The 26,916-nt window shown below is 71.4% G+C and carries 22 protein-coding genes; 12 read left to right on the top strand and 10 right to left on the bottom strand.

Annotated elements, in window-relative coordinates:
- Positions 1-17 precede the first annotated feature (17 nt).
- Complete coding sequence (gatB, locus tag WFK95_RS23295) at positions 18-1,529, top strand: Asp-tRNA(Asn)/Glu-tRNA(Gln) amidotransferase subunit GatB (RefSeq protein WP_336672126.1); 1,512 nt, start codon at positions 18-20, stop codon at positions 1,527-1,529.
- Here gatB and WFK95_RS23290 read toward each other — a convergent pair.
- Together WFK95_RS23290 and WFK95_RS23285 are read right to left on the bottom strand one after the other, a co-directional pair.
- Positions 1,506-2,711 carry a GGDEF domain-containing protein gene (locus WFK95_RS23290; protein ID WP_336672125.1) on the bottom strand — a complete coding sequence of 402 codons (1,206 nt, stop codon included), beginning with the start codon at positions 2,709-2,711 and terminating at the stop codon, positions 1,506-1,508. The genes gatB and WFK95_RS23290 overlap by 24 nt on opposite strands.
- A 90-nt stretch (positions 2,712-2,801) precedes the next feature.
- Positions 2,802-3,923 carry a PQQ-dependent sugar dehydrogenase gene (locus WFK95_RS23285; protein ID WP_336672124.1) on the bottom strand — a complete coding sequence of 374 codons (1,122 nt, stop codon included), beginning with the start codon at positions 3,921-3,923 and terminating at the stop codon, positions 2,802-2,804.
- Positions 3,924-4,000: 77 nt separating this feature from the next.
- Between WFK95_RS23285 and WFK95_RS23280 the strand changes: the two genes are divergently transcribed.
- Positions 4,001-5,155, top strand: a complete 1,155-nt coding sequence (locus WFK95_RS23280; protein ID WP_224646736.1) for a DoxX family protein — start codon at positions 4,001-4,003, stop codon at positions 5,153-5,155.
- 66 nt (positions 5,156-5,221) lie between these two features.
- Here WFK95_RS23280 and ilvD read toward each other — a convergent pair whose 3' ends face one another.
- Complete coding sequence (gene ilvD / locus WFK95_RS23275) at positions 5,222-7,063, bottom strand: dihydroxy-acid dehydratase (RefSeq protein WP_336672123.1); 1,842 nt, start codon at positions 7,061-7,063, stop codon at positions 5,222-5,224.
- A gap of 85 nt (positions 7,064-7,148) precedes the next feature.
- On the bottom strand, positions 7,149-7,664 hold the full coding sequence (locus tag WFK95_RS23270; protein WP_224646740.1) for a PH domain-containing protein: 516 nt from the start codon (positions 7,662-7,664) through the stop codon (positions 7,149-7,151).
- A 304-nt stretch (positions 7,665-7,968) separates the two neighbouring features.
- On the opposite strand from WFK95_RS23270, the gene WFK95_RS23265 reads away from it, so the two are divergent.
- From WFK95_RS23265 to WFK95_RS23240, 6 genes are all read left to right on the top strand, one after another.
- Positions 7,969-9,921 (top strand): acetolactate synthase large subunit, encoded by a 1,953-nt coding sequence (locus WFK95_RS23265; RefSeq protein WP_224646741.1) that lies wholly within the window; start codon positions 7,969-7,971, stop codon positions 9,919-9,921.
- The gene (gene ilvN, locus WFK95_RS23260; RefSeq protein WP_013127475.1) at positions 9,918-10,421 is read left to right on the top strand and encodes an acetolactate synthase small subunit; all 504 of its coding nucleotides are present in this window, start codon (positions 9,918-9,920) and stop codon (positions 10,419-10,421) included. Before WFK95_RS23265 ends, ilvN begins: the two co-directional genes overlap by 4 nt.
- 8 nt (positions 10,422-10,429) lie before the next feature.
- On the top strand, positions 10,430-11,476 hold the full coding sequence (gene ilvC, locus WFK95_RS23255) for a ketol-acid reductoisomerase (RefSeq protein WP_224646823.1): 1,047 nt from the start codon (positions 10,430-10,432) through the stop codon (positions 11,474-11,476).
- A gap of 90 nt (positions 11,477-11,566) precedes the next feature.
- On the top strand, positions 11,567-12,166 hold the full coding sequence (locus WFK95_RS23250) for a TetR/AcrR family transcriptional regulator (RefSeq protein ID WP_336672122.1): 600 nt from the start codon (positions 11,567-11,569) through the stop codon (positions 12,164-12,166).
- Positions 12,163-12,531 carry a DoxX family protein gene (locus WFK95_RS23245; protein WP_224646744.1) on the top strand — a complete coding sequence of 123 codons (369 nt, stop codon included), beginning with the start codon at positions 12,163-12,165 and terminating at the stop codon, positions 12,529-12,531. Before WFK95_RS23250 ends, WFK95_RS23245 begins: the two co-directional genes overlap by 4 nt.
- Before the next feature lie 98 nt (positions 12,532-12,629).
- Positions 12,630-13,637 carry an AurF N-oxygenase family protein gene (locus WFK95_RS23240; RefSeq protein ID WP_336672173.1) on the top strand — a complete coding sequence of 336 codons (1,008 nt, stop codon included), beginning with the start codon at positions 12,630-12,632 and terminating at the stop codon, positions 13,635-13,637.
- 18 nt (positions 13,638-13,655) lie between these two features.
- Here WFK95_RS23240 and WFK95_RS23235 read toward each other — a convergent pair whose 3' ends face one another.
- From WFK95_RS23235 to WFK95_RS23220, 4 genes are read right to left on the bottom strand one after another with little or no spacing between them, the layout of a single operon-like run.
- The gene (locus WFK95_RS23235; protein ID WP_336672121.1) at positions 13,656-13,979 is read right to left on the bottom strand and encodes a hypothetical protein; all 324 of its coding nucleotides are present in this window, start codon (positions 13,977-13,979) and stop codon (positions 13,656-13,658) included.
- A 52-nt stretch (positions 13,980-14,031) separates the two neighbouring features.
- On the bottom strand, positions 14,032-15,444 hold the full coding sequence (locus WFK95_RS23230) for a phytoene desaturase family protein (protein WP_336672120.1): 1,413 nt from the start codon (positions 15,442-15,444) through the stop codon (positions 14,032-14,034).
- Positions 15,441-17,225: a DUF3556 domain-containing protein gene (locus WFK95_RS23225; RefSeq protein WP_224646751.1), complete on the bottom strand. Its 1,785-nt coding sequence runs from the start codon at positions 17,223-17,225 to the stop codon at positions 15,441-15,443. The genes WFK95_RS23230 and WFK95_RS23225 overlap by 4 nt, the downstream gene beginning before the upstream one ends.
- Before the next feature lie 27 nt (positions 17,226-17,252).
- On the bottom strand, positions 17,253-18,725 hold the full coding sequence (locus WFK95_RS23220) for a class I adenylate-forming enzyme family protein (RefSeq protein WP_336672119.1): 1,473 nt from the start codon (positions 18,723-18,725) through the stop codon (positions 17,253-17,255).
- A gap of 148 nt (positions 18,726-18,873) precedes the next feature.
- Here WFK95_RS23220 and WFK95_RS23215 point away from each other — a divergent pair, with 148 nt between their 5' ends.
- Positions 18,874-20,094 (top strand): helix-turn-helix domain-containing protein, encoded by a 1,221-nt coding sequence (locus WFK95_RS23215; protein ID WP_336672118.1) that lies wholly within the window; start codon positions 18,874-18,876, stop codon positions 20,092-20,094.
- Here the strand turns inward: WFK95_RS23215 and WFK95_RS23210 are convergent.
- Together WFK95_RS23210 and WFK95_RS23205 are read right to left on the bottom strand one after the other, a co-directional pair.
- On the bottom strand, positions 20,091-21,455 hold the full coding sequence (locus WFK95_RS23210) for an NtaA/DmoA family FMN-dependent monooxygenase (protein ID WP_336672117.1): 1,365 nt from the start codon (positions 21,453-21,455) through the stop codon (positions 20,091-20,093). The genes WFK95_RS23215 and WFK95_RS23210 overlap by 4 nt on opposite strands.
- Before the next feature lie 9 nt (positions 21,456-21,464).
- Positions 21,465-22,685 carry an LLM class flavin-dependent oxidoreductase gene (locus WFK95_RS23205; RefSeq protein WP_336672116.1) on the bottom strand — a complete coding sequence of 407 codons (1,221 nt, stop codon included), beginning with the start codon at positions 22,683-22,685 and terminating at the stop codon, positions 21,465-21,467.
- Between the two features lie 153 nt (positions 22,686-22,838).
- Here WFK95_RS23205 and WFK95_RS23200 point away from each other — a divergent pair, with 153 nt between their 5' ends.
- Genes WFK95_RS23200 through WFK95_RS23190 form a run of 3 tightly spaced genes read left to right on the top strand, consistent with a single transcriptional unit; the run spans position 22,839 to position 26,891 of the window.
- The gene (locus WFK95_RS23200) at positions 22,839-24,275 is read left to right on the top strand and encodes an MFS transporter (protein ID WP_336672115.1); all 1,437 of its coding nucleotides are present in this window, start codon (positions 22,839-22,841) and stop codon (positions 24,273-24,275) included.
- A 13-nt stretch (positions 24,276-24,288) separates the two neighbouring features.
- Complete coding sequence (gene serA / locus WFK95_RS23195; protein ID WP_224646762.1) at positions 24,289-25,875, top strand: phosphoglycerate dehydrogenase; 1,587 nt, start codon at positions 24,289-24,291, stop codon at positions 25,873-25,875.
- Positions 25,872-26,891: a 3-isopropylmalate dehydrogenase gene (locus WFK95_RS23190; protein ID WP_336672114.1), complete on the top strand. Its 1,020-nt coding sequence runs from the start codon at positions 25,872-25,874 to the stop codon at positions 26,889-26,891. The genes serA and WFK95_RS23190 overlap by 4 nt, the downstream gene beginning before the upstream one ends.
- Positions 26,892-26,916: the final 25 nt, after the last annotated feature.

Raw genomic sequence — 26,916 nt, 5'->3', positions numbered from 1 at the left:
CCCATTAGGCTGGGGGCATGAGTGCCGAGCTTGCCGATATCGACCTTCCCGAGTACGCGGACGTCGTCGCCCGCTACGAGCCCGTCATGGGCATGGAGGTCCACGTCGAGCTCGGCACGGCCACCAAGATGTTCTGCGGCTGCCGCACCGAGTTCGGTGCCGAGCCGAACACCCAGGTGTGCCCCACGTGCCTCGGCATGCCGGGCGCGCTGCCCGTGGTCAACAGTGAGGCGGTGCGCTCGGCCATCCGCATCGGCCTTGCCCTGAACTGCTCGATCCGGCCGAGCTCGGTGTTCGCGCGGAAGAACTACTTCTACCCGGACCAGCCGAAGAACTACCAGATCAGCCAGTACGAGGACCCGATCGCCTACGACGGCCATCTCGACGTCCCGCTGGAGGACGGCACCACGTGGCGCGTGGAGATCGAGCGCGCGCACATGGAGGAGGACACCGGCAAGTCGACGCACATCGGGTCCGCGACCGGCCGGATCCACGGCGCCTCGCACTCGCTCCTCGACTTCAACCGGGCCGGCGTGCCGCTGGTGGAGATCGTCTCGCGCCCCATCGAGGGCGCGGGGGAGCGCGCGCCCGAGATCGCGCGGGCCTACGTGAGCGCGCTGCGCGACCTGCTCGCCTCGCTCGACGTCTCCGACGTCCGCATGGACCAGGGCTCCATGCGCTGCGATTCGAACGTCTCGCTCAAGCCCGTCGGTGCCACGGAGTTCGGCACCCGCACCGAGACCAAGAACGTCAACTCGCTGCGCTCGGTCGAGGTGGCCGTGCGCTACGAGATGCGGCGCCAGGCCGCGGTGCTCGACGCCGGCGGCGAGGTCGTCCTCGAGACGCGGCACTTCCAGGAGGGCGACGGCACCACTACCGCCGGCCGGCCCAAGGAGACCGCTGACGACTACCGGTACTTCCCGGATCCGGACCTCGGCCCCGTCGCGCCGCCGGCGGAGCTCGTCGAGGAACTGCGGGCGACGATCCCCGAGCTGCCGTGGCTGCGCCGCGCCCGGATCCAGTCCGATTGGGGCCTGTCCGACGAGGTCATGCGCGACCTGGTCAACCTCGGCGCCATCGACAAGATCATCGCCACCGTCGATGCCGGGGCCACCCCCGACGCGGCGCGGTCGTGGTGGGGCAGTTTCCTGCCGCAGCAGGCCAACACCCGCGACGTCGAGCTGGAGGCGCTGGCGATCTCGCCCGCGCAGGTCGCCCGCGTGATCGCCCTCGTCGACGAGGGCAAACTCACCAGCAAGCTGGCGCAGCAGGTCATCGTCGGCGTGCTCGACGGTGAGGGCGAGCCCGACGAGGTCGTCGCCGCCCGCGGGCTCGAGGTGGTCCGCGACGACGGCGCGCTGCAGAAGGCCGTCGACGAGGCGCTCGCCGCCAACCCCGACATCGTCGACAAGATCAAGGCCGGCAAGGTCCAGGCCGCCGGCAAGATCGTCGGCGATGTCATGAAGGCCACACGCGGCCAGGCCGACGCCGCCCGCGTCCGGGAGCTAGTCCTCGCCGCCTGCGAGTGACGTCGAACCGATTCGCCGTATCGCGCCGACGTCGCTGATCACGACGCCCCGGTCGATCGCGCGCTTCGCCGTGTACATCGCCCCGTCCGCCCGGGCGAGCAGCACGTCGACCGCGGTGCGGTCGTGGGCCGTCACCGTCGCGGTGGCGACGCCGATGCTCGCGGTCACGACGGCGCCCCCGGTGACGGGTATCGCCTCGATCGCGCGCCGGAAGCGGTCCGCCGTCGCGCGGTGCTCGGGGGCCGTCCCGCCCACTACCGCGACGGCGAACTCGTCGCCGCCGATCCGGGCGACGACCGCACCGTCGGACACCGTGCGCAGGACGTCGGCGACGCGGACGAGGACGGCGTCGCCGGTGTCGTGACCGAGCTCGTCGTTGACCACCTTGAACTCGTCCACATCGATCAGCATGACGGCGATCGGGACGGGGCCGCGTCCCGTCGCGTGGTCGACGACGCGCCGCCGGCTCGCGCGGCCGAAACCCCGCCGGTTCAGTGCACCCGTCAGAGGGTCGGTGTCCGAATCGGCGGCGTCCTGGGACAGGAAAGCGATGCCGATCTGCACGCAGGCGGGCACCCAGACGGTGACGACCGCGAGCATCACCGCCTTGACCACGGCCATCACCCAGCCGTACTCGGCGACGATCGGCGGCACGAACAGAGCTATCGCCGCGGCGGACACGATCGAGTGGGCGACGAAGTGCCCGGGCGAGAGCATGAACGCTGTGAACACGGCGACCAGGACGATGGCGCTGAGCCCGGCCGCGCCCGCCATGGTCTCGGCATCGGTCCAGGAGACGGCGGCGATCGAGATCGTGGAACTGAGCACGAAGGCGAGTGCGGCATTCTCGCTCGGCGCTGCGCCGAGCTGCCAGCGGACGGCCCAGTACAGGCCCAGGACCGCGCCGGTCACGAGGATGGCCGCCGGTGCCGCGGGAAAGGCAGCGAACTCCCGGGTCTGGTCGTTGAGGAGGAGGGCGGCGGAGATCGATCCGAGCAGCGCGGCGCACACACTGACGACCACGCGGAAGCCGCGGAGCAGGCTTCGACTGGCGAAGTAGTCGATCCGGTCGTCGTAGTCGGGCCCGGAGCGCCACCACGTCGCGCGGACGTACGCGATCCACCGGGCCAGATCCCGCACGGCGACAGCCGTGCGCACCCCGCGGGGCGGCGATGTCTTCACCCAGTGCTCCTGCCGACCGAACGACCGATACCGAAGGGGTGATCGCGGAACAGGGGTTTTCGTTACCGGACGTTCGCGGCGCTCAGAGACTCAGTCGTCGGTGGTGGTCGACTCGCCGTTCGGCATCGGGATCAGCACGACCCGGTCGTCGGTGGGAGCCTGCGGCTGCGGCTTATTGGTCGTCACGCCCTGCGGCGCGTCCTTCGGGCCGATCGCGAGGCGCCCGAAGACGCCGTACTTCGCGCGGTCCAGGACCTGGACCGGCTCGCCGTCGGCGCTGGTCGATCCCTCGGGGAGCTTGACCATCTCGACCTTGCCGGCACGTGACTCGCTGACGAAGACGCCGCCGGGAACCACGGCGCACCCGGCGAGGCCGGGACGATCGGGCCAGCTCCACACCACGGACGCCGGCGAGTTCGGGGTGAGGACGCGGAGGCGGTCCTGGGTGAGCCCCTGGTCGGCGATGAAGAGCGGCCCTCCGGGGGCGCCGCACAGCGACTGCCGGACGCCGCCGTCAGTGGCCAGCACCTTGGGCCGGACCGGCGAGACGGTGCCGGGCGACGGCAGCAGCAGAACCTTCCCGGCGAGCGAACCTGGGTCGCGTGCGGCGTTCGCATCGCCCGCGTTGCCGGTGGCCACGAGGAGATCGCGGCCGGAGAACAGCAGCGAGCCGGCGTTGCCCGTGGGGCCCTTGGGGATGCCGGAGAGGATCACCTTCGGGTCGTCACCGGGCGTCACCCGCACCACGCGGTTGTCGGTGGGGGTGCTCACGTAGGCGTAGAACAACCGGTCCTGGTTGTACGACGGTGACAGCGCGATCGCCGTGAGGCCGCCGTCGCCCGAGGCGTCCACGCCGAGTCGCACGACCTCGCGGTTCGGCAGGTCCGAGGTGGTGTACATGATCGCGCCGCCGCGCTCCGCGACGTAGGCGTGCTCGAATTCGTCGGTGGGGATCAGGTCGGTGGGCTCGGTGAGGCACGTGGCGAGCACGTTCGCGTCCTGGTCGATGCACGGGCCCGGGGCCTTCGGCGCCGCGCTCGGCCGGGCGGGGCCGGTGGGCTTGGTCGTCGTGACCTGGCCCGTGGGCGGGCCGGTGAAGGGCGCGGCCTCGCTGCCGGAGAAGTCGGCGCACCCCGCCAGCAGCGCCGCCGCGGTCGCGACCACGACGGCGCGACGCGCGCCGGAACGCGCGCGCCAGGTCCCCACACTCATGCCGCCACCCTACCGATCGGGCCCCGGACGCGGTTCGCTCCCGGCCCGCGGCGCGTTCGCACTCTAGGGTGGTTTCCGTGAGTGACAAGGACGGAACCGAGAACGCGACCAGCGAGGGTGCGGGCGAATCCCCTTTCGACTTCCGGCCGACGGGCGAGCTGCCCCGGTTCGGTGAGAAGCACCCCACAGGAGGGTTCATCCTGGACCCCCACGACGATTCGGACACGGGCATCGGGCCGGTGCTGCCGCGCTACCGCGACGAGCCGGCGGGCGCGACGCCCGCCTCCGAGCCCGCGGAGGCCCCGGCCGCCGCGGCGAGTGCGCCCACCGCGGCGGTGACCCCGGCACCGTCGGGCGCCGACGAGCCCACCACCTCCGTGCCGGACACCAGCGATCTCGCGGCCGCGATCGCCGCCGCGAACGCGGCCACCGCGGCGATCTCCACGTCCGGGACCCCGGACGCGGCGACGGAGCGCGCCGACCTCTCGAGCGACGAGCGGGACGAGTTCGGCAAGCGCTACAACCGCCGACGGGGCCGCGAGCGCGCCGCGCAGGCACGCGCGGAGGCCGAGGGCATCCCGATCGAGGCCGCGGCCACCGAGGAGATCGCGCCGCCGCCCGGCCGCCGGTTCGGCAAGCCCGTCACCGACGTTCCCGCAGAGCTGGAGGAGGCGCGCAAGGCCGCGCGCCGCGGCACCACCGACCTCGGGCTGCTCGTGCTGCGCGTGGCCGTCGGCGCGATCCTCGTCGCGCACGGCATCCAGAAGCTCTTCGGGATCTGGGGTGGCCCCGGCATCGACGGTTTCGCCGCCTACCTGCAGAACGGCAGCGATCCGTCGCTCGGCTTCGAGCGGTTCACCAAGATCATCGCCATCGCGACGGGCGTCGTCGAGCTCGGCGGCGGCGCGATGCTGATCCTCGGCCTGCTGACCCCGATCGCCGCGGCGGGCGCGGTGGGCGTGATGCTGTCGGCCACGCTGTTCAAGCTGACAACCGCGGGCAACGGCTTCGTCTTCTTCGCCCAGGACAAGGGCGTCGAGTTCGAGCTGCTGCTCCTGTTCGCGTCGGTGGCGATCATCCTCACCGGGCCGGGCAAGCTCTCGCTGGACTTCAACCGGGGCTGGGCGCGACGCCCGCACATCGGCTCGGTCGTGTGGCTGATCATCGCGGTCGCCGCCGCGATCACCGTATGGATCCTGCTCAACGGCGCGAACCCGCTGGTCAAGCAGTAGTCGCAGACGACGAACGCCCGGCCTCCCGTGAGGGAGTGCCGGGCGTTCGTCGTTCGACGGTGCTCCTTACGGCACGTACCGGACCGCGCCCTTGTCGGCCGAGGTCGCCAGCGCGGCATAGGCGCGCAGGGCCGTAGTGACGGTGCGCTGCCGGTCCACGGGCTGCCACGGGCGCTCCGAGGCGTCCATCTTCGCGCGACGACGCGCCAGTTCCTCGTCGTCGACGAGCAGCTCGAGGGCGCGCGTGTGCACGTCGATGCGGATCCGGTCGCCGTCCTCGATCAGGCCGATGGCGCCGCCGGCCGCGGCCTCGGGGGAGATGTGGCCGATGGACAGGCCCGAGGTGCCGCCGGAGAACCGGCCGTCGGTGATCAGGGCGCACACCTTGCCCAGGCCGCGGCCCTTGAGGAACGAGGTGGGATGCAGCATCTCCTGCATGCCCGGCCCGCCCTTGGGGCCCTCGTAGCGGATGACGACCACGTCGCCGGCCTTGATCTGCTTGCCCAGGATCTTCGAGACCGCGTCCTCCTGGGACTCGACCACCACGGCCGGGCCCTCGAAGGTGAACAGTTCCTCGTCGATGCCCGCGGTCTTGAGGATCGCGCCGTCGACGGCGATGTTCCCGCGCAGCACGCAGAGCCCGCCCTCCACGGTGTAGGCGTGCTCGATGTCGCGGATGCAGCCGCCCGCCTGGTCGGTGTCGAGGGTCTCCCACTGGTTCTTGGTGGAGAAGGGCTCCGTGGTGCGGACGCCGCCGGGGGCCGCGTGGAAGAGCTCGAGCGCCTCGTCGGTGGCCTTGCCGGAGCGGATGTCCCAGTCGTCGAGCCACTTGTCGAAGGACTGCTCGTGCACGGTGTGCACGTCGGATTCCAGCAGGCCGCCGCGGCGCAGCTCGCCCAGGATGGCGGGGATTCCGCCGGCCCGGTGCACGTCCTCCATGTGGTAGTCGCTGTTCGGCGACACCTTGGACAGGCAGGGCACCTTGCGGCTGATCGCGTCGATGGTGGACAGGTCGAAGTCGACCTCGCCCTCCTGCGCGGCGGCCAGCGTGTGCAGCACGGTGTTCGTGGAGCCGCCCATGGCCACGTCGAGCGCCATCGCGTTGCGGAACGCGGCGGGGGTCGCGACGTTGCGGGGGAGCACGGACTCGTCGCCGTCGCGGTAGTACCGCTTCGCGGCCTCGACCACGACCGAGCCGGCCCGCTCGAAGAGCGCGCGGCGCGCCGCGTGGGTCGCCAGCGTCGAACCGTTGCCCGGCAGCGCGAGGCCCAGGGCCTCGGTGAGGCAGTTCATCGAGTTGGCGGTGAACATGCCGGAACAGGAGCCGCAGGTGGGGCACGCGGAGCGCTCGACCTCGCTGAGGCCGGCCTCGTCGATCGCGTCGTTCGCGGACGCCGAGATCGCGGTGATGAGGTCGGTCGGGGCCTTGGCGATCCCGTCGACGATGACGGCCTTGCCGGCCTCCATCGGGCCGCCGGAGACGAACACCGTCGGGATGTTCAGGCGCATCGCGGCGTTGAGCATGCCGGGCGTGATCTTGTCGCAGTTGGAGATGCACACCAGCGCGTCGGCGGTGTGGGCGTTCGCCATGTACTCCACGGAGTCGGCGATGATCTCGCGGCTGGGCAGGCTGTAGAGCATGCCGCCGTGGCCCATGGCGATGCCGTCGTCGACGGCGATGGTGTGGAACTCGCGGGCCACGCCGCCGGCGGCGCGCACGGACTCGGCCACGATCTCGCCCATGTCCTTGAGGTGCACGTGGCCGGGCACGAACTGCGTGTACGAGTTCGCGATGGCCACGATCGGCTTGCCGAAGTCGCTGTCCGTGAGGCCGGTGGCGCGCCAGAGCGAGCGGGCGCCTGCGGCGTTGCGGCCGACGGTGGTGGTGCGTGAGCGGAGCGGTGGCATGAGCTTCTCGCCTCGGATCTTCGTATCGTGCGGGCTGGTGGGAGACATGCTCCCCGTGAACAGGAAAAGGCCTGTCCGGCGGGTTTTATTCCGCCGTGACGTCGGGGATCCGGCCGCCGGAGGCGACCGCGACGCGGGGGAGCTGGCTGATGGTGACGGCGGGTAGTCGCACCTCGGAACCGTCGGTGCGGACTGCGTACACCGCACCGTTGCGTCCGATTCTAATGCCTGCCAGTTCGTCCCAGCGGATCGTGGTGGCACTGAGGACCCGCACGGAGCGCACGCCGTCGGGTCCGATGACGGTGCGCACGCGCAGGATCCACAGCGCGAGCAGGATCGGGACGATCAGCAGTAGCCAGCCGAGGATCGCGGCGCCGGTGCCGGCGGTGCTGCCGTCGATGGAGCGGCCCACGGTCCAGGGGCCGACGATGGGGGCGAGGCACACGGCGAACAGGGCGACGCCGAGCAGCGCGATGCGGGGATGCTTGAAGACGACCCGGTCGCCGGCGTCGATCGGCACGGCGGTGTCCGAGGTGTGGTCGGTGGTCACGGTGCGGGTCGTGCCCGTCGTGCTCGGCTGCTTCGCAGGGCTCTCGCTCATAACACGCATTGTCGCACGCGGCAGCAGAATCCCATCTTGTGAGACGGCGGTGCTCACTGGTTTGACGCGAATGCACACCGGGGCCTAGTTTCACTGGTGTGAAACACAGCAACCAGCTTCTCGTAATCGGTCGGCGCGTCAACGCCTGAACCGGTTATCACCGTTTCGCACCAGCATCGACGCGCTACCCTCGCTCAGCTACCGCTGACGGGGGTTTTTTGTTGCCCGGATAGTCTTCGGACGACGTACGCACGTCGATATGTCCATTGAGTAGAGCACCGCTAGAGCACGAGAAGGTCACGTCGTGAGCGCACCTACAGCCCGGCCCCACCCGGGGCAGAAGCCCGGGGCCCGCAAGCCCGGCGCCGGCATCCCCGGCCCGCATTCCGCCGCATCGAAGCAGCACGTCGCCGACGTCGCGCACAGCGCCCTCGAGGGCGCCCGCGTCGTGGCCCCCGAGCGGGTCACCGGCGCGCAGTCGGTGGTCCGGTCGCTCGAGGAGATCGGTGTGGACACGGTCTTCGGCATTCCCGGCGGTTGCATCCTCCCGGTCTACGACCCGCTCCTCGACTCCAAGAAGGTGCGCCACGTCCTGGTGCGCCACGAGCAGGGTGCCGGCCACGCCGCCACCGGCTACGCCCAGGCCACCGGCAAGGTCGGCGTGTGCATGGCGACGTCGGGCCCGGGCGCGACCAACCTGGTCACGCCCCTGGCCGACGCGCAGATGGACTCCGTCCCGATCGTCGCGATCACCGGCCAGGTCGGCCGCCCGCTGATCGGCACCGACGCCTTCCAGGAGGCCGACATCTCGGGCATCACGATGCCCGTGACCAAGCACAACTTCCTCGTCTACGACGCCGCCGACATCCCGCGCGTCATCGCCGAGGCCTTCTACCTGGCCCAGAGCGGCCGCCCGGGCGCCGTCCTCGTCGACATCCCCAAGGACGTGCTGCAGGAGGACACCGTCTTCTCCTGGCCGCCGCAGATCGACCTGCCCGGCTACCGCCCCGTCACCAAGCCGCACGGCAAGCAGATCCGCGAGGCGGCCCGGCTCATCGCCGCGGCGTCCTCACCCGTGCTCTACGTCGGCGGCGGCGTGCTCAAGGCCGAGGCCTCGGAGGAGCTGCTCAAGCTGGCCGAGCTGACCGGGATCCCCGTCGTCACCACCCTGATGGCGCGCGGCGTCTTCCCCGACAGCCACCAGCAGCACATGGGCATGCCCGGCATGCACGGCACCGTCGGCGCCGTCGCCGCGCTGCAGCGCTCCGACCTGCTCGTGACCCTGGGCGCGCGGTTCGACGACCGCGTGACCGGCAAGCTGGACTCCTTCGCGCCCGACGCGAAGGTCATCCACGCCGACATCGACCCGGCGGAGATCGGCAAGAACCGGTTCGCGGACGTCCCGATCGTGGGCGACTGCAAGGAGGTCATCGCCGAGCTCATCGCCGCGATCTCCGAGGACCGCGCCACCATCGCCGCCCCGGACCTCACCACGTGGTGGGAGTACCTGAACGGCATCCGCGCGACCTACCCGCTGGCCTACAACACCCCGTCCGACGGTGCGCTGAGCCCGGAGTACGTGATCGAGCGCCTCGGCGTCGCCGCGGGCCCGGACGCGGTCTACTGCGCGGGCGTCGGCCAGCACCAGATGTGGGCCGCGCAGTTCGTCAAGTACGAGAAGCCGCGCACCTGGCTGAACTCGGGCGGTCTCGGCACGATGGGCTACGCGGTCCCCGCGGCCCTCGGCGCCAAGATGGGCGCGCCCGAGAAGGAGGTCTGGGCGATCGACGGCGACGGCTGCTTCCAGATGACCAATCAGGAGCTCGCCACCGCCGCGATCGAGGGCGCGCCGATCAAGGTCGCCATCATCAACAACGGCAACCTGGGCATGGTCCGCCAGTGGCAGACGCTGTTCTACGACCAGCGCTACTCCAGCACCGACCTGTCCACGCACTCGATGCGGATCCCGGACTTCGTCAAGCTCGGTGAGGCGATGGGCTGCGTGTCCTTCCGCTGCGAGCGCGCCGAGGACGTCGACGCGATCATCGCGCAGGCGCGGGAGATCAACGACCGTCCGGTGGTCATCGACTTCATCGTGGGCGCCGACGCCCAGGTGTGGCCGATGGTGGCCGCCGGCACCAGCAACGACGAGATCATGGCGGCGCGGGACATCCGTCCGCTGTTCGACGAGGACGACGCGGCCGACGAGCCGGCCGTCATCCACGCCGCGATGGAGCGTTCGGAGGAGCAGAAGTGAGCACCACGCATACGCTGAGCGTCCTGGTCGAGGACCGCCCGGGCGTGCTCGCCCGCGTCTCGTCGCTGTTCTCCCGCCGCGGCTTCAACATCGAGTCGCTCGCGGTGGGCGGCACTGAGCTCAAGGGGGTCAGCCGCATGACGATCGTGGTCACGGTCGACGAGCTGCCCCTCGAGCAGGTCACCAAGCAGCTGAACAAGCTGGTCTCCGTGCTCAAGATCGTCGAACAGGATTCGACGACCTCCGTGGCGCGCGAGCTCATGCTCATCAAGGTGCGCGCGGACGCCACCTCGCGGGGCCAGGTCACCGACACCGTCGACCTGTTCCGTGCCAAGATCGTGGACGTCTCGCCCGACTCGGTGACCATCGAGGCCACCGGCACGCCGGACAAGCTCGACGCGCTGCTGGCCGTCCTGGATCCCTTCGGGATCCGCGAGATCGCGCAGTCCGGCGTCATCGCGCTGGGACGCGGTCCGAAGTCGATCACCGCGACCCGCTAACTTCACTACTGCAGAAAACCAAGAAGGGACACCGAACCACAGTGGCAATCGAACTGTTCTACGACGAGGACGCCGACCTCTCCATCATCCAGGGCAAGAAGGTCGCCGTCATCGGCTACGGCTCGCAGGGCCACGCGCACTCGCTGAGCCTGCGCGACTCCGGCGTCGACGTGCGGATCGGCCTCAAGGAGGGCTCGAAGTCGCGCGCCAAGGCCGAGGAGCAGGGCCTGACCGTCGGCACGCCCGCCGAGGTCGCCGCGTGGGCCGACGTGATCATGCTGCTCGCGCCCGACACCGCGCAGGCCGAGATCTTCAAGGCCGACATCGAGCCGAACCTCAAGGACGGCGACGCGCTGTTCTTCGGCCACGGCCTGAACATCCACTTCAAGCTGATCGAGGCCCCGGCCAACGTCACCGTCGCGATGGTCGCCCCGAAGGGCCCCGGCCACCTGGTGCGTCGTCAGTTCGTCGACGGCAAGGGCGTCCCCGCCCTCATCGCCGTGGACCAGGATCCGACCGGCAACGGCCAGGCGCTCGCCCTGAGCTACGCCGCCGCGATCGGTGGCGCCCGCGCCGGCGTCATCAAGACCACGTTCAAGGAGGAGACCGAGACGGATCTCTTCGGTGAGCAGGCCGTGCTCTGCGGCGGCACCGAGGAGCTCGTCAAGGTCGGCTTCGAGGTGCTGGTCGAGGCGGGCTACGCCCCCGAGATGGCCTACTTCGAGTGCCTGCACGAGCTCAAGCTCATCGTGGACCTCATGTACGAGGGCGGCATCGCCCGCATGAACTACTCGGTGTCCGACACCGCGGAGTTCGGCGGCTACCTCTCGGGCCCGCGCGTCATCGACGCCGACACCAAGAAGCGCATGCAGGACATCCTCACGGACATCCAGGACGGCACCTTCGTCAAGCGCCTCGTCGCGAACGTCGAGGGCGGCAACAAGGAGCTCGAGGCCCTCCGCAAGGAGAACGCTGAGCACCCGATCGAGGTCACCGGCAAGAAGCTGCGCGACCTGATGAGCTGGGTCGATCGCCCGATCACCGAGACCGCCTAGGTCTCACCCGCGTCACGTCGAGAGCCCCGTCGGACCCCGAGTCCGACGGGGCTCTTGCATGTCCGGAGGTCCCGCGTTATGCTTCTGAACATGTTCAATGAACACGTTCAGTCGAGGGCGGAGGCGAAGGCCGGCACCCGGGCGCGGGTGCTCGCCGCCGCCGATCGTTCGTTCCGCGCGCACGGCTTCGCGGGCACGGCGGTGCGCGGCATCGCCGCCGATGCCGGCGTGAGCGTCGGGACCGTGATGGGGGTGGGCGACAAGGACGCGCTGCTCATAGCCATCGTCGACGACTGGATCGCGGCCGTGCACGCCGACCGTGAGCCGGCGGCGGAGCTGCCGCCGCTGACGCCGGGGGAGGCGACGGTGCGCCTCGTCGAGGTCGTCCGGCCGTTCGTCACCTACTTCAACGCCGACGGTGACCTCTCCCGCGAGTACGCCGCCGTCCTCGCGCGGGGCAAGCACCGCTCCCGCACCTTCGGCGACCTCGGCGACGAACTGCAGGCCGACTTCGAGCAGGTCTTCGCGGCGACGGGGTGTTCCGACCCGGGCGCCGCGGCCCGCTCCCTCTACTTCGTCTACATCGGCCTGCTGTTCGCCACCTCGGGCGGAGCGGTCACGCGGGAGGCCGCGGCGGAGCGCCTCGTCGAGGCGATCGGACAGATCCTGGGAGAAGGAGCACCGCAATGACCACTGGTTTCATCGATACCCCGCACTGGCCGTGGCTCACCGTCGCGCTCGCCGTCGTGCTGCTCGGCGACGCGCTGATGTCCCTGCGCCCGCCCGCCTTCATCCGCGACTGCCTCGACGGTGTCCGGTTCCCGCGGGACTGGTGGTGGACCCTCGTCGTGATCAAGCTGGTCGCGGTCGGAGGACTGGTCGCCGGCCTGTCCTACCCGGGCGTCGGGGTCGCCGCCAACGCCGGCGTGGTCGTCTACTTCGTGTGCGCGGCGGTCGCGCACGTGAAGGCGGGGTTCCTCGGCTCGACCTTCTGGGTGAACTGCCTCGGCATGCTCGCCTTCTCGACGGGCGTGCTGATCCTGTCCTACGCCTAGTTCGTCGCCGAAGAAACCAGCACTGCTGATTGATAGTGATAGGGTGGACCCGAACGGCTATCACGAAGGCGATGGCTGCGGATGGAAGCGAGACGTGGATGCGACTGGCCCTCACGCACATGGGACGCACGCAGGGGGACCCGTTCCCCGGCCAGGCCGAGTACGAGCAGGCGCTGACCGACCTCTCCGAGGCGTCGGTACGCCGGAACTTCGACCCGTACCTCGACATCGACTGGGACGCGCCGGAGCTGGCGATCGTCCCCGACGATCCGCGCTGGGTCTGCGACTCCCGCTTCGATCCGATCGGCCGTCACCCCTGGTATCAGGCGCAGCCGCTGGCGAAGCAGATCGAGATCGGCATGTGGCGCCAGGCGAACGTCGCGAAGGTGGGCCTGCAGTTCGAGTCCATGCTGATCCGCGGCATCATGCAGTACACGGCGGCCCTGCCGAACAACTCGCCGGAGTTCCGCTACGCCACGCACGAGGCGAAGGAGGAGTGCCAGCACACGCTGATGTTCCAGGAGTTCGTCAACCGCGTGGGCATGGACGTCCCGGGCGGAAGCTGGTTCCTGCGCCGCATTTCGCCGATCGTGCCGCTCTTCGCGACCATGACGCCGCTGTACTTCTACATGATGGTGCTCGGCGGCGAGGAGCCGATCGATCACCTGCAGAAGCAGTTCCTGCGCTCGGGTTCCGAGCAGCACCCGGCGATGAGCTCGATCATGCAGATCCACGTGGCCGAGGAGGCCCGGCATATCGGCTTCGCCCACCAGCTGCTCGAGCACCGCATCCCCACCCGGGGCGCCTTCCCTCGGCTCGTGCTCTCGCTGATGCTGCCGATCACCATGCGCGTGATGGTCACGATGATCATGATGCCGCCCAAGGAGTTCTGGGAGACCTTCGATGTGCCGCGGTCCGTGAAGAAGGACATCTTCTGGCGCTCGGACGAGTCGCAGCAGATGAAGCGCGACGTCTTCGGCGACGTGCGGATGATGGCCGAGAAGTGCGGCCTCATGAACCCGCTGAGCAAGCTCATGTGGCGGATCTGCGGCATCGACGGCCGCATCTCCCGGTTCCGCAGCGAGCCGGCCTACGCCGCGCAGTAGGCCGGTCGCCGGGGAGCGCTACACCGGGCGGTAGAACAGGATCTCGGGCCGCGCGATGGTCCGGCTCATGTCGAGCGTGCCGTCGGTGAGGGCCGCGCCGAGCGCGGCCGCCGCGGCCGCGGGATCGTCGGTCTCGATGCGGTACTCGGCCAGGTAGGCGACGGGGAGCTTGTCCGCCGGCGCGAGCTGCGCGTCGGCGAGGCGGTAGCGCCGCGCGGACAGGACGCCCGGTACGCGCTCGAGGATCTGGGGTACGTGCACCTCGTCGTACCAGGCGTTGTACTCGTCCTCCACCTCGGGCGACGCGGCGGCGGACCGCACCAGCAGCAAGATCTCGGTCATGTGATCTCCGTTCCGGGGCGACGGTGCCCCGATCGTTGGGACTTCGGGACGCTCACCGGCCCAGCCGGTCGAGCGCTCGCGTCGCGGCGTGGAATCCGCACATGCCGTGCGCGGCGGGTCCGGGCGGCGTTGCGGCGGAGCAGATGTACATACCGGGCACGCCGAGGTCGTAGGGCTGCAGGGTGATCCGCGGCCCGAACACCAGCTGGAGCGGGTCCTTCGATCCCGTGTTGATGTCGCCGCCGACGAAGTTGGCGTTGTACCGCGACATCTCCGTCGTCGAGCACACGGCGGTGCCCACGATGCGCTCCCGGAAGCCGGGGGCGAAGCGCTCGATCTGCGCGATGATCGCCTCGGTGGCGTCGCCGGCGTAGCCGCTCGGCACGTGGGCGTAGGACCAGACGGGGTGGACGTCGCCGACGCTCCGCGACGGGTCGGCGAGGTACTGCTGGCCGACCAGGACGAAGGGCCGCTCGGGCATCCGCCCTGCCGCGATCGCCTTCTCGGTCGAGGCGATCTCCGCGAACTCGCCGCCCAGATGCACGGTGCTGGAGCGGCGGGCGTCCGGGTTGGTCCACGGCACGCCGCCCTCCACGGCGAAGTCCACCTTGAAGGCGCCGGGCCCGTACCGGAAGCGCCCGAAGGCGCGGCGCACCCGGGCCGGGAGGCGGTCGCCGAGGACCGCCGCCACCTGGCGCGGATCGAGGTCGAACAGCGTCACGTCGGCGGCGGGGAGGTTCGCCGCGGTCACCCGCACCCCGGTCTCCACGCGCCCGCCCAGGTCCTCGAACTCGGCGAGCAGGGCGGCGGCGATCGCTCCGGAGCCGCCCTCGGCCACCTGCCAGCCGAAGGCGTGGCCGGCCGTGAGCATGCCCTTCCCGATCGCCGAGCTCATCGGCTCGTGCAGGGGCCGGAAGGCGTGCGCGGCCACGCCGCCCCACAGCCCCCGCGCCTGCGGGGTGCGGAAGGCGCGGGCGAGCGCCGCGGCAGGCAGGGGAGTGGGCGCACCGAATCCGGCCAGCGCCACCGGGTGCCGCGGCACCCGCAGCAGCGGCCCCAGCATCGACGGGCCGATCTTGTCGAAGTTCCGCACCGGCCGGCCGAACAGGGCCCGCCACGCGGCACCGTCGGGCCCCAAACCTTCGGCCGTGTCCCCGACGGTGCGCCGCAGCACCCCCGCCGTCCCGTCGTCGAGCGGGTGCACGCACTCGAGTTCGGCGGAGCGCCAGCGCAGCCCGCGCCGGGCGAGGTCGATCGTGGCGAGGAAGGGGGAGCCGACGGCCATGGGGTGGATCGCCGCGCAGTGGTCGTGGATCAGGCCGGGCACGATCGCCTCGAAGGATCGCAGGCCGCCGCCGACGGTGTCGGCGGCCTCCAGCAGGGTCGTCTCGACGCCCGCGCGGGCGAGGGTGATCGCGGCGGCGATCCCGTTGGGCCCGCCGCCGACGACGGTGCCGGTGGTCATGCCCGCGAGCCTAGCCCGGTGCCGAGCGGGAAGCGGGCGTGGTCTGCTGACCAGGTGATATCGCACGCGACGGGGCCGTCCGGCAGCCACGGCTGCGTCGTCACGCACTCCGTGACGCTCCACCGGCCGCGCGCCACCACGCCCAGGGCCGCGTCGATGATCTTGAAGTCCTGGCTGAACCGGGTGACCGGTTGCGACTCGGCCCAGACCACGATCAGCTCGCCGGGCTCGAACCCCGCCTGCTCCTGCACCGCGGCGATGAGAGTCTCATCGTGCAGGTGGCCGTCGCCGAAGTTGAAGCCGATCATGGTGTTGCACACCAGCTCGCCCTCGCGGAGGGTGCGCTGCTCGACATCGGGCACGTGGCTCAACAGGGTCGAGAACAGGCCGCGGCCGTTGCTGTGCAACGCCCGCCAACCGAGGCCCATGTTCATGAGCGTCTCGGCCCACTCGCGGGAGACGCCGGTGGCGACGAACTGGTCGACGGTGTTCGTCGTCTGCCGCTGCACCCGGTTCAGCTTCTCCTCGGCGCCGGGCGCGAAAGCCCACATGCCGGTCGCCCAGTTGCCGGCGTACTGGCGCAGCGACGGCAGGAAGGAGACCTTGTCGGGCCGGATGTTGCCCAGCACGGGGAAGAAGAGGAGTGCGGCGAGCACGACCAGGATCAGCCACGACGGAGACATGTCGAGCACCGAATAGCCGTCCTGCGCGGGGAACCCGACGAACAGGAACAACGCGGTGTACGCGAACAGCAGGTTCCACTCCAGGGGGACCGCCAGCGGGAACGTGGAGATGATGAAGAGGTGGTAGCACACCATGAAAACGGCGCACACCACGGTGACGGTCCGGTTCATGGAGAACAGCAGGATGAGGGGCGCGACGATCTCCACGAACGTGCCCAACCCCTCGGCCATGAACCGGGCGAGGCGCGACGGCAGCAGGTCGTGCGGGGCGTTGCGGTAGTGGGCGCGCCGGAGGCCCTTGAAGGGCATGCACGGCGAGTTGGACACCATCACGGGGATGACGTTGATGAAGTGCTTGCCGATCTTCGACATGCCGGCGCCCACCCAGACAACCACGATGAGCAGCTTGAGCCCGACGATCATCGTGGCGAAGGACAGGAGCGGCAGCAGCCCGAACATGATCAGTGCGGGCATGTACTGCTCGCCGCGCGCGGCCAGGAAGATCGTCTTGTCCCGCAGGCCGATCAGGACCAGCAGGGCGACGGGGGCGATCATCAGCCATGGCGCCACCAGCTCGTACGGCGACGAGTCGGTCACGATCACGCCGGGGAGCGCGATGCCCAGCACCAGCGAGGCGAGCAGCAGCCAGTACAGGCCGACGTCGAGCGCGGTGCGCCGCGTCCCGGTGGTGCCCGGGACCCAGGTGTAGGGGCGCAGCCGGATCGTTCCGGTGCGGGCCCAGAACCGGATTCCACCGGTCATCGGCTTGATCTTGAAGGTCAGCGGGCCCCACGCGCCGGCGACGCCGATGGCCTCGAGCAGGGTGGTCCACAGCACCAGCTTCTGGTACACGATGGGCTGGTTCCACCAGGTCGAGACCTCCCAGAAGTGCAGGCCCGAGGTGGCGGTGGCGAAGAGCACGCCGCCGAAGGCGTACAGCACCAGCAGCTTCACGACGTAGATGACGAAGGCGACCTTCTGGGTGCCGAAGCCGTGGTCCACCCAGCGCTGGGTGGCGAAGCGGAGGCGGTCCTGGAGCGGGCGGGTGATGAACTCCGCCGGATCGACCTCGGGGAGGTCGGGTTTCATGAATCCCATGAGAGAAGTCCTTCCGGGGGAATCGGATCAGGCGGTGGGGGCGGCGGCGTCGAGGCGACGCAGGGCGGGCTTGTCGATCTTGCCGACGGGGTTCTTCGGCAGCGCGTCGAGCACGGTGATCGCGACGGGCTGCTTGTACTTCGCGAGCTGCTCGCGGGCGTGCGCGGCGAGGGCGTCGATGTCGAGCCGCACGCCCGGCGCGGCCGAGACGTAGAGCACGGGCAGCTCGCCGTACTTGGCGTCCGGCCGGCCGATCACCGCGGCCTCGGCGACTCCGGTCACGCCGTACACCGCGGTCTCGATCTCCTTGGGGTAGATGTTCTCCCCGCCGCGGATGATCATGTCCTTCGCTCGGTCCACGAGACGGAGGTAGCCGTCCTCGTCGAGGATGCCCACGTCGCCGGTGTGCAGCCACCCGTCGACGATCGTCTTCGCGGTCTCCTCGGGCCTGCCGAGGTAGCCGCGCATGATGTTCGGTCCCGCGAGCAGCACCTCGCCCGGCTCGCCGACGGGGACGTCGGCACCGTCGGGCCCGGCGATCCGGACCCGCTGGCCGGGCAGCGCCACCCCCACGCTGCCCACCTTGCGCACCCCGTCGAGCGGGTTGCACGTCGCGGCGCAGGTGCACTCGGACAGGCCGTAGCCCTCGATCAGGGGGAAGCCGAAGCGGGCCTCGAAGCCCTCCAACAGTTCCCGGCTCGCGGGCGCGGCCCCGCACACGCCGAAGCGCACCTTCGGCAGGTCGGGCCGCACCTCGGGCGGCAGTCCCGCCAGCATCGTGTAGATCGTGGGAACCGCGGAGAAGTACGTCGCGCCGGTCTCCTCGAGAACCTGGAAGAAGGTGCGCGGGTCGAATCGGCCCGCGATGGTCACGCGACCGCCGCCGCGTAGGGGATTGAGCGTCGAGACCACGATGGCGTTGACGTGGAACAGCGGCAGGATCAGCAGGCTGTGATCGTCGGCGTCGAAGTCGAAGGCCGCGGAGGACATCTCGCTCATCGCGACCAGGTTCGCGTGGTCGAGCATCACGCCCTTCGGGCGCCCCGTCGTGCCGGAGGTGTAGATCAGCAGCGCGAGGTCCGACGGCGCGGCCACCGGCTCCGTGGTGTCGGGCGCGTGCCCGAGCAGCGCGTCGGCGGCGATCACCGCGACCCCGGCCGGCGCGCCGGTATCGGTGACCAGGACCGCCGCGCCCGCATCCTGCACCTGGTACTCGACCTCGGGCTGCGCGAGGTACGGATTGATCGGGGTCGCGGCCGCGCCCAGGTGCCAGGACGCGAACAGCGTGACCACGAGCAGCGCCGTGTTCGGCAGCTTCACCGCGACCACGTCCCCGGGGCCGACGCCGGCCGCGCGCAGGGCGGCGGCGGCGCTCCGCACGGCACCGTCGAAGGCGGCGTTGTCGAGGTCGACGGCGTCGTCGGCGACCGCGGGCGCGTGCGGGGCCGCGGCGGCACGCGCCGCGGGCAGGTGGGCGAAGGTGGTGAAGTCGTGCGTCACGGTGGCTCCTAGTCCGGTGGGTGCATCCACGGTAGGTCGCCCGTGACCGGGGTCACATCGTCCACCGGCGACGAGATGTGACCGCACATTCGTCCTCACAGGACGAATTCGTCGATGACCGGGCCGGAATCGTCGCTAAGATTTGGTGATGGAACCCGACGCGCCGCGCAGGCTGATCGCCCGGCTGCTGAGCGCGGCGTCCCGGCGCGCGGTGTCGGACGCCATGACCGAGCGGATCGCCGCGGACCTCCCCGACCTGCGAGCCGACGACGCGATCCTCGGCGCGTTGGCCGCGAGCGTCGAGGCCAACGTCGAGAACGTGACCCACGCCATCGTGCTCGACGTCCCGGTGGAGCGGGTCGAGGTCCCGCTGGCCGCGCTCGAGTACCCGCGCCGCGTGGCGCAGCGCGGCATGGCCGCGACGTCTCTCGTCCGCGCCTACTACCTGGGCCAGCAGACGATGATCGCCCTCATCGGCGACGCCCTCGACGCGGAGGCCGGGGTGGAGCAGGACCTGCGTGAGGCCGCGATGCGCTGGCTGGTGGGTTGGTCCTTCGACTACAACGACGTCGTCACCCGCCGCGTCCTCGACGAGTACGAGACCGAGCGCGCGGCGTGGGTGGACGCCCGCAGCGGTGCGCGGACGGTGCGCGTCCTCGAGGTTCTCGACGGCGAGGTGCCGAGCGTGGCCGCGGCGTCCGCGAGCATCCGGTACCCCCTGCGCGCCACCCACATCGGGATGGTCGTCTGGTACGCCGAGGGCGTCGACGAGGTCGAGCGGATCGAGCGCTTCCTCCGCGAGCTGGGCGCCGCGATCGGAACGGCGGCGCCTCCGCTCTCGGTGGCGGTCGACCGGCTCACCGCGTGGGCGTGGCTGCCGGTCGCGGACGGGGACGCGGCGGTCGCGGACGCGCGGGACTTCGCCGCCGCCGACTCGGAGGCGCCGCGCGTCGTGTTCGGGCCGCCGCGGGAAGGGCTCGAGGGCTTCCGCGCGACGAACCGGGCGGCGCGCGAGGTGCGGCGGGTGGCGGACGCGACGGACGCGCGGCTGCTGGTCGCGACGGATCCCGGGGTCGGCCTGGCGGCCCTCGTCGCACACGACGTCGCCGCGGCGCGGGCCTGGGCCGACGGCGTGCTCGGGGAGCTGACCGGGGTGTCCGCCGCCGACGAGCGCCTGCGCAGCACGCTCGAGATCTTCCTGCGCACCGGCGGTAGCTTCAAGGCCACCGCAGAACAGCAGCTCCTGCACGCCAACTCGGTGAAGTACCGGGTGCGCCGCGCGGTGGCGCGGCGGGGCCGCGAGATCGGCGACGACCGGCTCGACGTCGAGGTGGCGCTCGCGGTGCGCCGGATCTTCGGAGCGGGCTAGGTGCGCGCCTGCACTCGGCGGTGCGGCACCGGGAGCCCCAGGTTGTCGCGCAGCGTGCTCGCCTCGGCGTAGTCGGCCCGCAGGACCCCGCGGTCCTGCAGCAGCGGCACGACGCGATCGACGAACTCGTCGAGCCCGGTCGGCACCAGGTACGAGCCGAGGATGAAGCCGTCGGACCCGTCCTGCTGGACGAATTCGTCGATCTGCGCGGCGACCTGCTCCGGCGTGCCGATCAGCGGCCCGCGCTCGAACTGGTCGATCACCACCTCGCGCAGCGACAGCTTCTTCGCCTCGCCGACCTCGCGCAGCCGCTGCGCGGTCGCGAACCGGTCCTGGTGCACGAAGGCGCGCCCCTGGATGATCGGCGGCGCCTCCGGGTCGGGATCGATGGCGGGGACCGGGCCGTCGGGGTCGACGTCCGACAGGTCGCGGTTCCAGATCTGCTCCAACAGGATCAGGGCCGTCTGCCCGGTCACCTGACCGTGCACCACCTCGCGGTGCTTCTCGGCGGCGTCCGCCGGGGTGTCGCCGAGGACGAAGCTCGCGGACGGCAGGATCTTGATGTCGTCGGCGCCGCGGCCCGCGGCCACCGCGCGGGACTTGATGTCGCGGTAGAAATCCGCGGCCTCGGGGAGCTTGCCGTAGGGGGAGAAGATCGCGTCGGCGTTCGCGGCGGCGAACTGCCGGCCCTGCGGCGAGACGCCCGCCTGCAGGACCACCGGGCGGCCCTGCGGGCTGCGCGGCACGGTGAACGTGCCCTCGATGTCGAACTGCTCGCCGCGGATGCCGAAGTCGCCGGTGCCCGGATCGGCGACGAAGCGGCCGCCGGTCTTGTCCGCCAGGGGCTCGCCCTCGCCCCAGCTGTCCCACAGCGCCCGGACCGCCTCGAGGGTCTCCTCGGCGCGCACGTACCGGTCGGCCGGGTCCAGGTAGCCGCCGCGCCGAAAGTTCTGGCCGGTGAACGCGTCGAAGGAGGTCACCACGTTCCACGCGGCGCGGCCGCCGGAGAGCTGGTCCAGGCTCGCGAACCGGCGCGCCAACTCGTAGGGCTCGTTGAACGTCGCGTTGACGGTGCCGGCGAGGCCCAGGTGCTGCGTGACGGCGGCCAGCGACGCCAGCACGGTGAAGGTGTCGGGGCGTCCGATGATGTCCTGGTCGAAGACCTGCCCGGCGCGCTCGCGCAGGATCAGGCCCTCGGCGAGGAAGAAGAAGTCGAACCGGCCCCGCTCGGCGGTGCGCGCCGTGTGTTCGAAGCTGCTGAAGTCGATCTGGCTTCCCGCGTCCGGGTGCCACCACGCCGTGTGGTGGTTCACCCCGCCCAGGTAGGCGCCCAGGATGACCTGCTTCTTGTTCTCGCTCATGGCGTCTCCTCAGACGGTCGCGTAGCGGTTGGGGACGGTCGACGGAAGGCCCAGCAGGGCGCGGAGCGGACCGTCGGGGTACTCCGTGCGGAATCGGCCGCGCGCCTGCAGCGCGGGGACCAGACGGCGGGTGATCGCGGTGAGGTCGTCGGGCAGCGCGCCGGGGCGCAGGCGCACCCCGTCCACGCCGGCGTCCGACCAGTCGAGGAGCAGGTCGGCGAGGTCGTCCGCGGAGCCGGCGAAGATCGCGGCGTCGGAGGTGAACGGGGATCCGGCGTCCGCGTCGAGCCGGGCCAGGCGCTCGGCGCCGGATTCGGTTCCGCTGTCGAGGAACACGACCACATCGGCGTACACCCGCAGCCGCTCCCCGTCGCGCCCCACGCGCCGGGCGGCCTCGTCGACCAGGGCGAGGACGGGGGCGGGCCCGTCCGCGAGGGTGGGGGTCACGAACAGTAGATCGGCGGCGCGGGCGGCGAACTCGTACGGAACCGGAGCGTGTCCCAGCGCCGCCACCACCGGCTGCCCCTGGGGCGGTCGCGGCGTGATCGACGGCCCGCGGACCGAGAAGAAGCGCCCGGAGAAGTCCGCGCGGTGCAGCTTGTCCCGGTCGATGAAGCGGCGCGTCGCGACGTCGCGGATCTCCGCGTCGTCCTCCCAGCTGTCCCACAGGCGGCGGGCGACCTCGACGGCGTCGGCGGCCTCGTCGAACAGGTCGACGAGGGCCTGCGACGGCTGCGATCCGGCGAGCTCGGCGGGCGTCGGGTCCGCGATGGTCCGGCGCCCGAAATGCGCCGCCTCGGCCGCGGTCGGCGAGATGCGCGGCTGCCAGCCCGCGCGGCCGCGCGAGGTGTAGTCGAGGGTCGCGATCGCGGTGGAGACGTGGAAGGGCTCGGTGTGCGTGGTCGTCACAGTCGGTATCAGGCCGATGTGGGAGGTCGACGGGGCGATCAGCGCGGCGATGAGGTGCGCGTCGACGCGACTGCGGACCCGGCCGACGTCGTGCGACGGTACGCGCAGGGCGTCCTCGATCGAGACGAAGTCGAGCAACCCGGTCTCCGCCTCGCTCGCGAGGTCGGACCAGTACCCCGCCGAGCCGAGTTCCCGCGGCCGCGCGGCGGGTTCGCGCCAGGCCGCCGGGTGCCATCCGGCGCCGTCCAGCGCGACGCCGAGATGCAGCTCCGGCGTCCCTCCCGTCGGCCGGTCCGCGGAGGAGGATGCGTTCTGCGCCATGTGGTTCCCGTCTCGTGGTCATCGGATCTGGACACTCACGTTCGTCCCGCGCCCGTCCGGCGTCAACGATTCGGATCATCTCGATCCGGGGGAAATGTCCACGGCCACCACGGGTTTGCACCCCTGGTGGAGACGTTGCGAAACGGGAGATCCGTGCGTCCGAGGCCGCGGGGCCGGGCCCATTGGGAGGTGCTGGTGTGCTGCCTCGCGGGGTTCGCGACGCTGCTCGATTCGGGTGCGGTGGCGGTCTCCCTCCCCGCGCTGCGCGCGCAGCTCGATGCCACCCCCGGGCAGACCCAATGGGTCCTCGCCGCCTACTCCCTGGGGTTCGGACTGGCACTGGTTCCGGCGGGCCGACTCGGCGACGTGCTGGGCCGGCGCAGGCTGTTCCTGGGCGGGGTCGCGGTGTTCTCGTCGTCGGCGCTGGTCTCCGCCCTCGCGGACGGGGCCTGGCAGGTCGTGGCCGCGCGCCTGCTGCAGGGCGTCGCCGCCGGCGTCATCAGCTCGCAGGTGCTGGGCATCATCGCCGATCGGTTCACCGGGGTGCTCCGGGCCCGCGCGCTCGCCGCCTACGGCGTGGCGATCGGGCTGGCGGGCGTGGCCGGGCCGGTGACCGGGGGCCTGGTGCTCGGCCTGGCGGGGGAGGAGACCGGCTGGCGGTGGGCGCTCGCGCTCAACGTCCCGTTCGGGGTGCTCGCGCTGGTGGGCGCCGCGGTGTTCCTGCGGCGCGACGGTGCGCCGCGCGGCGCGGCCCGGTTCGACCTCGTCGGGCTCGCGCTGCTGGCCGCCGCGGTGCTGCTGGTGCTGATCCCGCTCGTCGCCCGCCTCGGAGCGGCCGGAACGGGCGCCTGCGTCGTCGCGGCCGGAGCGGTCGTCGTGCTCCTCGTGCGCTGGGAGCGCGGCTACGCGCGCCGCGGCGGTACCCCGGTGCTCGTCCCCGAGCTGCTGGCCGCGCGCGGCTTCACCCTCGGTGCCGGTGTGGCGACCTTCTACTTCGGTGCGGCGCTGTCCGCGAACACCGTCCTCACCATGTACCTCATCGAGCGCGAGGGGCTCAGCGCGCTGCAGGCGGCCCTGGTGCTGGCGGGAGGCGGTCTGGCCATGGCGGCGTCCTCCGGGATCGGGTGGCGGGTCGCCGCGCGGTTCGGCCGGGCGACGGTGGTCTGGGCGCTGGTCGCCGAGGCCGTGATCGTCGTCGCCTACGTGAGCGCAGTCGGCGTGCTCAGCGGCCCGGGCGTGCTGATCGTGGTCGCGGCCCTGTCGACCGCCTCGGGCGTGGCGTCGGGCCTCGTCGACGCCCCCAATCGGGCCCTGACGCTGGAGTACGCCCCGCCCGCGGCGAACGGCGTGGCGGCGGGCTTCCTCCAGCTGGTACAGCGGCTGTCGGCGACAGTGGCACTCACCGCGACGTCGGGCCTGTACCTGGCCCGCCCGCACGACGCGGGCGGACTGGTTCTCGCGCTGGCGTTGTGCCTCGCGATGTTCGTCGCGGGGCTCGGCTGCGCGATGCTCGATGCGCGCCGCCGCGCGACCCGCCCGAGTTCCGCCGAGCACCAGGTCACTAAGCTGACGGTGCAACCGGCACCGTGAATGAGGAGCGCAAGTGACCCGTCCCGTGGTATTGATCGCCGACAAGCTGGCACCGTCGACAGTGGAGGCGCTCGGTGACGACGTCGAGGTGAAGTGGGTCGACGGCCCCGACCGCCCCGCGCTGCTCGCCGCGGTCCCCGAGGCCGACGCGCTGCTCGTGCGCTCCGCGACCACCGTCGACGCGGAGGTCCTCGCCGCCGCCACCAAGCTCAAGATCGTCGCCCGCGCGGGCGTCGGTCTCGATAACGTGGACGTGCCCGCCGCCACCGAGCGCGGCGTCCTCGTGGTCAACGCGCCCACGTCGAACATCCACACCGCGGCCGAGCACGCCGTCGCGCTGATGCTCGCCACCGCGCGCCAGATCCCCGCCGCGGACAAGACCCTGCGCGAGCACACCTGGAAGCGCAGCGCCTTCAACGGCGTCGAGATCCTCGGCAAGACCGTCGGCGTCGTCGGCATGGGCCGCATCGGCCAGCTCGTCGCGCAGCGCCTCGCCGCCTTCGAGACCAAGATCGTGGCGTACGACCCCTACGTCAGCCCGGCCCGCGCCGCGCAGCTCGGCATCGAGCTGCTCACGCTGGACGAGCTGCTCGAGCGCGCCGACTTCATCTCGGTGCACCTCCCGAAGACCCCCGAGACCAAGGGCCTGATCGGCCGTGAGGCGCTCGCCCGCACCAAGAAGGGCGTCGTCATCGTCAACGCCGCCCGCGGTGGCCTCATCGACGAGCAGGCCCTCGCGGACGCCATCACCTCGGGTCACGTCTTCGGCGCCGGCCTCGACGTCTTCGAGACCGAGCCCTGCACCGACAGCCCGCTGTTCGAGCTGCCGCAGGTCGTCGTGACCCCGCACCTCGGCGCCTCGACCTCGGAGGCCCAGGACCGGGCCGGCACCGACGTCGCCAAGAGCGTCCGCCTGGCCCTGGCCGGCGAGTTCGTCCCGGACGCCGTCAACGTCAAGGGCGGTGCCGTCGACGAGGAGGTCGCGCCCTGGCTCGAGCTCACCCGCAAGCTGGGTGTGCTGCTGGGTGGCCTGCCCGGGCAGCTGCCGGAGAAGATCGGCGTCACCGTCCGCGGCGAGCTGGCCAGCGAGAACGTCGACATCCTGCAGCTCTCGGCGCTGCGCGGCCTGTTCTCGGCCGTCATCGAGGACGCCGTCACCTTCGTCAACGCCCCCGCCCTCGCGGAGGAGCGCGGCGTCACCGTCGAGCTGGAGAAGGTCTCGGAGAGCCCCAACCACCGCAGCCTGGTCGACGTGCGCGCCGTCTACGGCGACGGCACCGTCCAGAACGTCGCGGGCACGCTCTCGGGCCTGAGCCGCGTCGAGAAGGTCACCAACATCAACGGCCGCAACTTCGACCTGCGCGCCGAGGGCCTGAACCTGTTCATCGCCTACGGCGATCAGCCGGGCTCGCTGGGCAAGATCGGCACGCTGCTCGGCGACGCCGGCATCGACATCCAGGCCGCGGCGCTGAGCCAGGACGCCGAGGGTGCGGGCGCGACGGTGCTGCTGCGCGTCAGCCAGCCCGTCTCGGCCGAGGTGCAGCAGGCCATCGGCGACGCGGTCGCCGCCACCACCATCGCGCAGGTGGACCTGTCGTGAAGCTCGCGGTGATCGGCGGGGACGGCATCGGCCCCGAGGTGACGGCGGAGGCGCTCAAGGTGCTGCGCGCGGTGGTCGGCGAGATCGAGACCACCGACTACGACCTGGGCGCGCGCCGCTACGAGCGCAACGGCGAGCTACTCACCGACGAGGACCTGGCGTCGCTGCGCGAGCACGACGCGATCCTGCTCGGCGCCATCGGCGACCCGCGCAAGGTCCCGCCGGGCGTGCTCGAGCGCGGCCTGCTGCTGAAGATGCGGTTCGCGCTGGATCACCACGTGAACCTGCGCCCGTCGAAGCTCTTCCCGGGCGTCGAGTCGCCGCTGAAGAACCCGGGCGAGATCGACTTCGTCGTGGTCCGCGAAGGCACCGAGGGCGCGTACACCGGTAACGGCGGCGCGATCCGCGTCGGCACCCCGCAGGAGGTCGCCAACGAGACCTCGGTCAACACCCGGTTCGGCGCGGAGCGCGTGGTGCGCTTCGCCTTCGAGCTGGCGCGCACCCGGCGGAAGAAGCTGACGCTGGTGCACAAGACCAACGTGCTCGTCTTCGGCGGCTCGCTGTGGCAGCGCACCGTCGACGAGGTGGCGACCGAGTTCCCCGACGTCGCCGTGGATTACAGCCACATCGACGCCGCCACGATCTACCTGGTCACGGACCCGTCGCGGTTCGACGTCATCGTCACCGACAACCTCTTCGGCGACATCCTCACCGACGAGGCCGGCGCGATCTCCGGCGGCATCGGCCTGGCGGCGTCGGGCAACATCGACGCGACGGGCACCAACCCGTCGATGTTCGAGCCCGTGCACGGCAGCGCCCCGGACATCGTCGGCCAGGGCGTCGCGGATCCCACCGCGGCCATCCTGTCGGCCGCGATGCTCCTGCGGCACCTCGGGAACGAGGACGGCGCGCAGCGCATCGAGGCCGCCGTGACGGCCGACCTCGCAGCCCGCGGCGACGCCCCGATCCGCACCGTCGAGGTCGGCGACCGCATCGCCGCCGCCCTCAGCGCGTAACCCGTCGCCCGCCCTCTGTCGGGGC

Source organism: Tsukamurella sp. USMM236 (genome assembly GCF_037148755.1).
Classification (GTDB): Bacteria; Actinomycetota; Actinomycetes; order Mycobacteriales; family Mycobacteriaceae; genus Tsukamurella.
Note: the sequence above shows the minus strand (reverse complement) of the source record. Positions and strands in the feature narration are given on the sequence as shown.

Coding starts and splice junctions, on each gene's coding strand:
- WFK95_RS23210 (WP_336672117.1), bottom strand. CDS start 21,455: ATGAGCGAGAACAAGAAGCAGGTCATCCTGGGCGCCTACCTGGGCGGG.
- WFK95_RS23270 (WP_224646740.1), bottom strand. CDS start 7,664: ATGAGCGAGAGCCCTGCGAAGCAGCCGAGCACGACGGGCACGACCCGC.
- WFK95_RS23225 (WP_224646751.1), bottom strand. CDS start 17,225: ATGGGATTCATGAAACCCGACCTCCCCGAGGTCGATCCGGCGGAGTTC.
- WFK95_RS23250 (WP_336672122.1), top strand. CDS start 11,567: ATGTTCAATGAACACGTTCAGTCGAGGGCGGAGGCGAAGGCCGGCACC.
- WFK95_RS23230 (WP_336672120.1), bottom strand. CDS start 15,444: ATGACCACCGGCACCGTCGTCGGCGGCGGGCCCAACGGGATCGCCGCC.
- WFK95_RS23245 (WP_224646744.1), top strand. CDS start 12,163: ATGACCACTGGTTTCATCGATACCCCGCACTGGCCGTGGCTCACCGTC.
- WFK95_RS23285 (WP_336672124.1), bottom strand. CDS start 3,923: ATGAGTGTGGGGACCTGGCGCGCGCGTTCCGGCGCGCGTCGCGCCGTC.
- WFK95_RS23235 (WP_336672121.1), bottom strand. CDS start 13,979: ATGACCGAGATCTTGCTGCTGGTGCGGTCCGCCGCCGCGTCGCCCGAG.
- ilvD (WP_336672123.1), bottom strand. CDS start 7,063: ATGCCACCGCTCCGCTCACGCACCACCACCGTCGGCCGCAACGCCGCA.
- WFK95_RS23205 (WP_336672116.1), bottom strand. CDS start 22,685: ATGGCGCAGAACGCATCCTCCTCCGCGGACCGGCCGACGGGAGGGACG.
- gatB (WP_336672126.1), top strand. CDS start 18: ATGAGTGCCGAGCTTGCCGATATCGACCTTCCCGAGTACGCGGACGTC.
- WFK95_RS23240 (WP_336672173.1), top strand. CDS start 12,630: ATGCGACTGGCCCTCACGCACATGGGACGCACGCAGGGGGACCCGTTC.
- WFK95_RS23215 (WP_336672118.1), top strand. CDS start 18,874: ATGGAACCCGACGCGCCGCGCAGGCTGATCGCCCGGCTGCTGAGCGCG.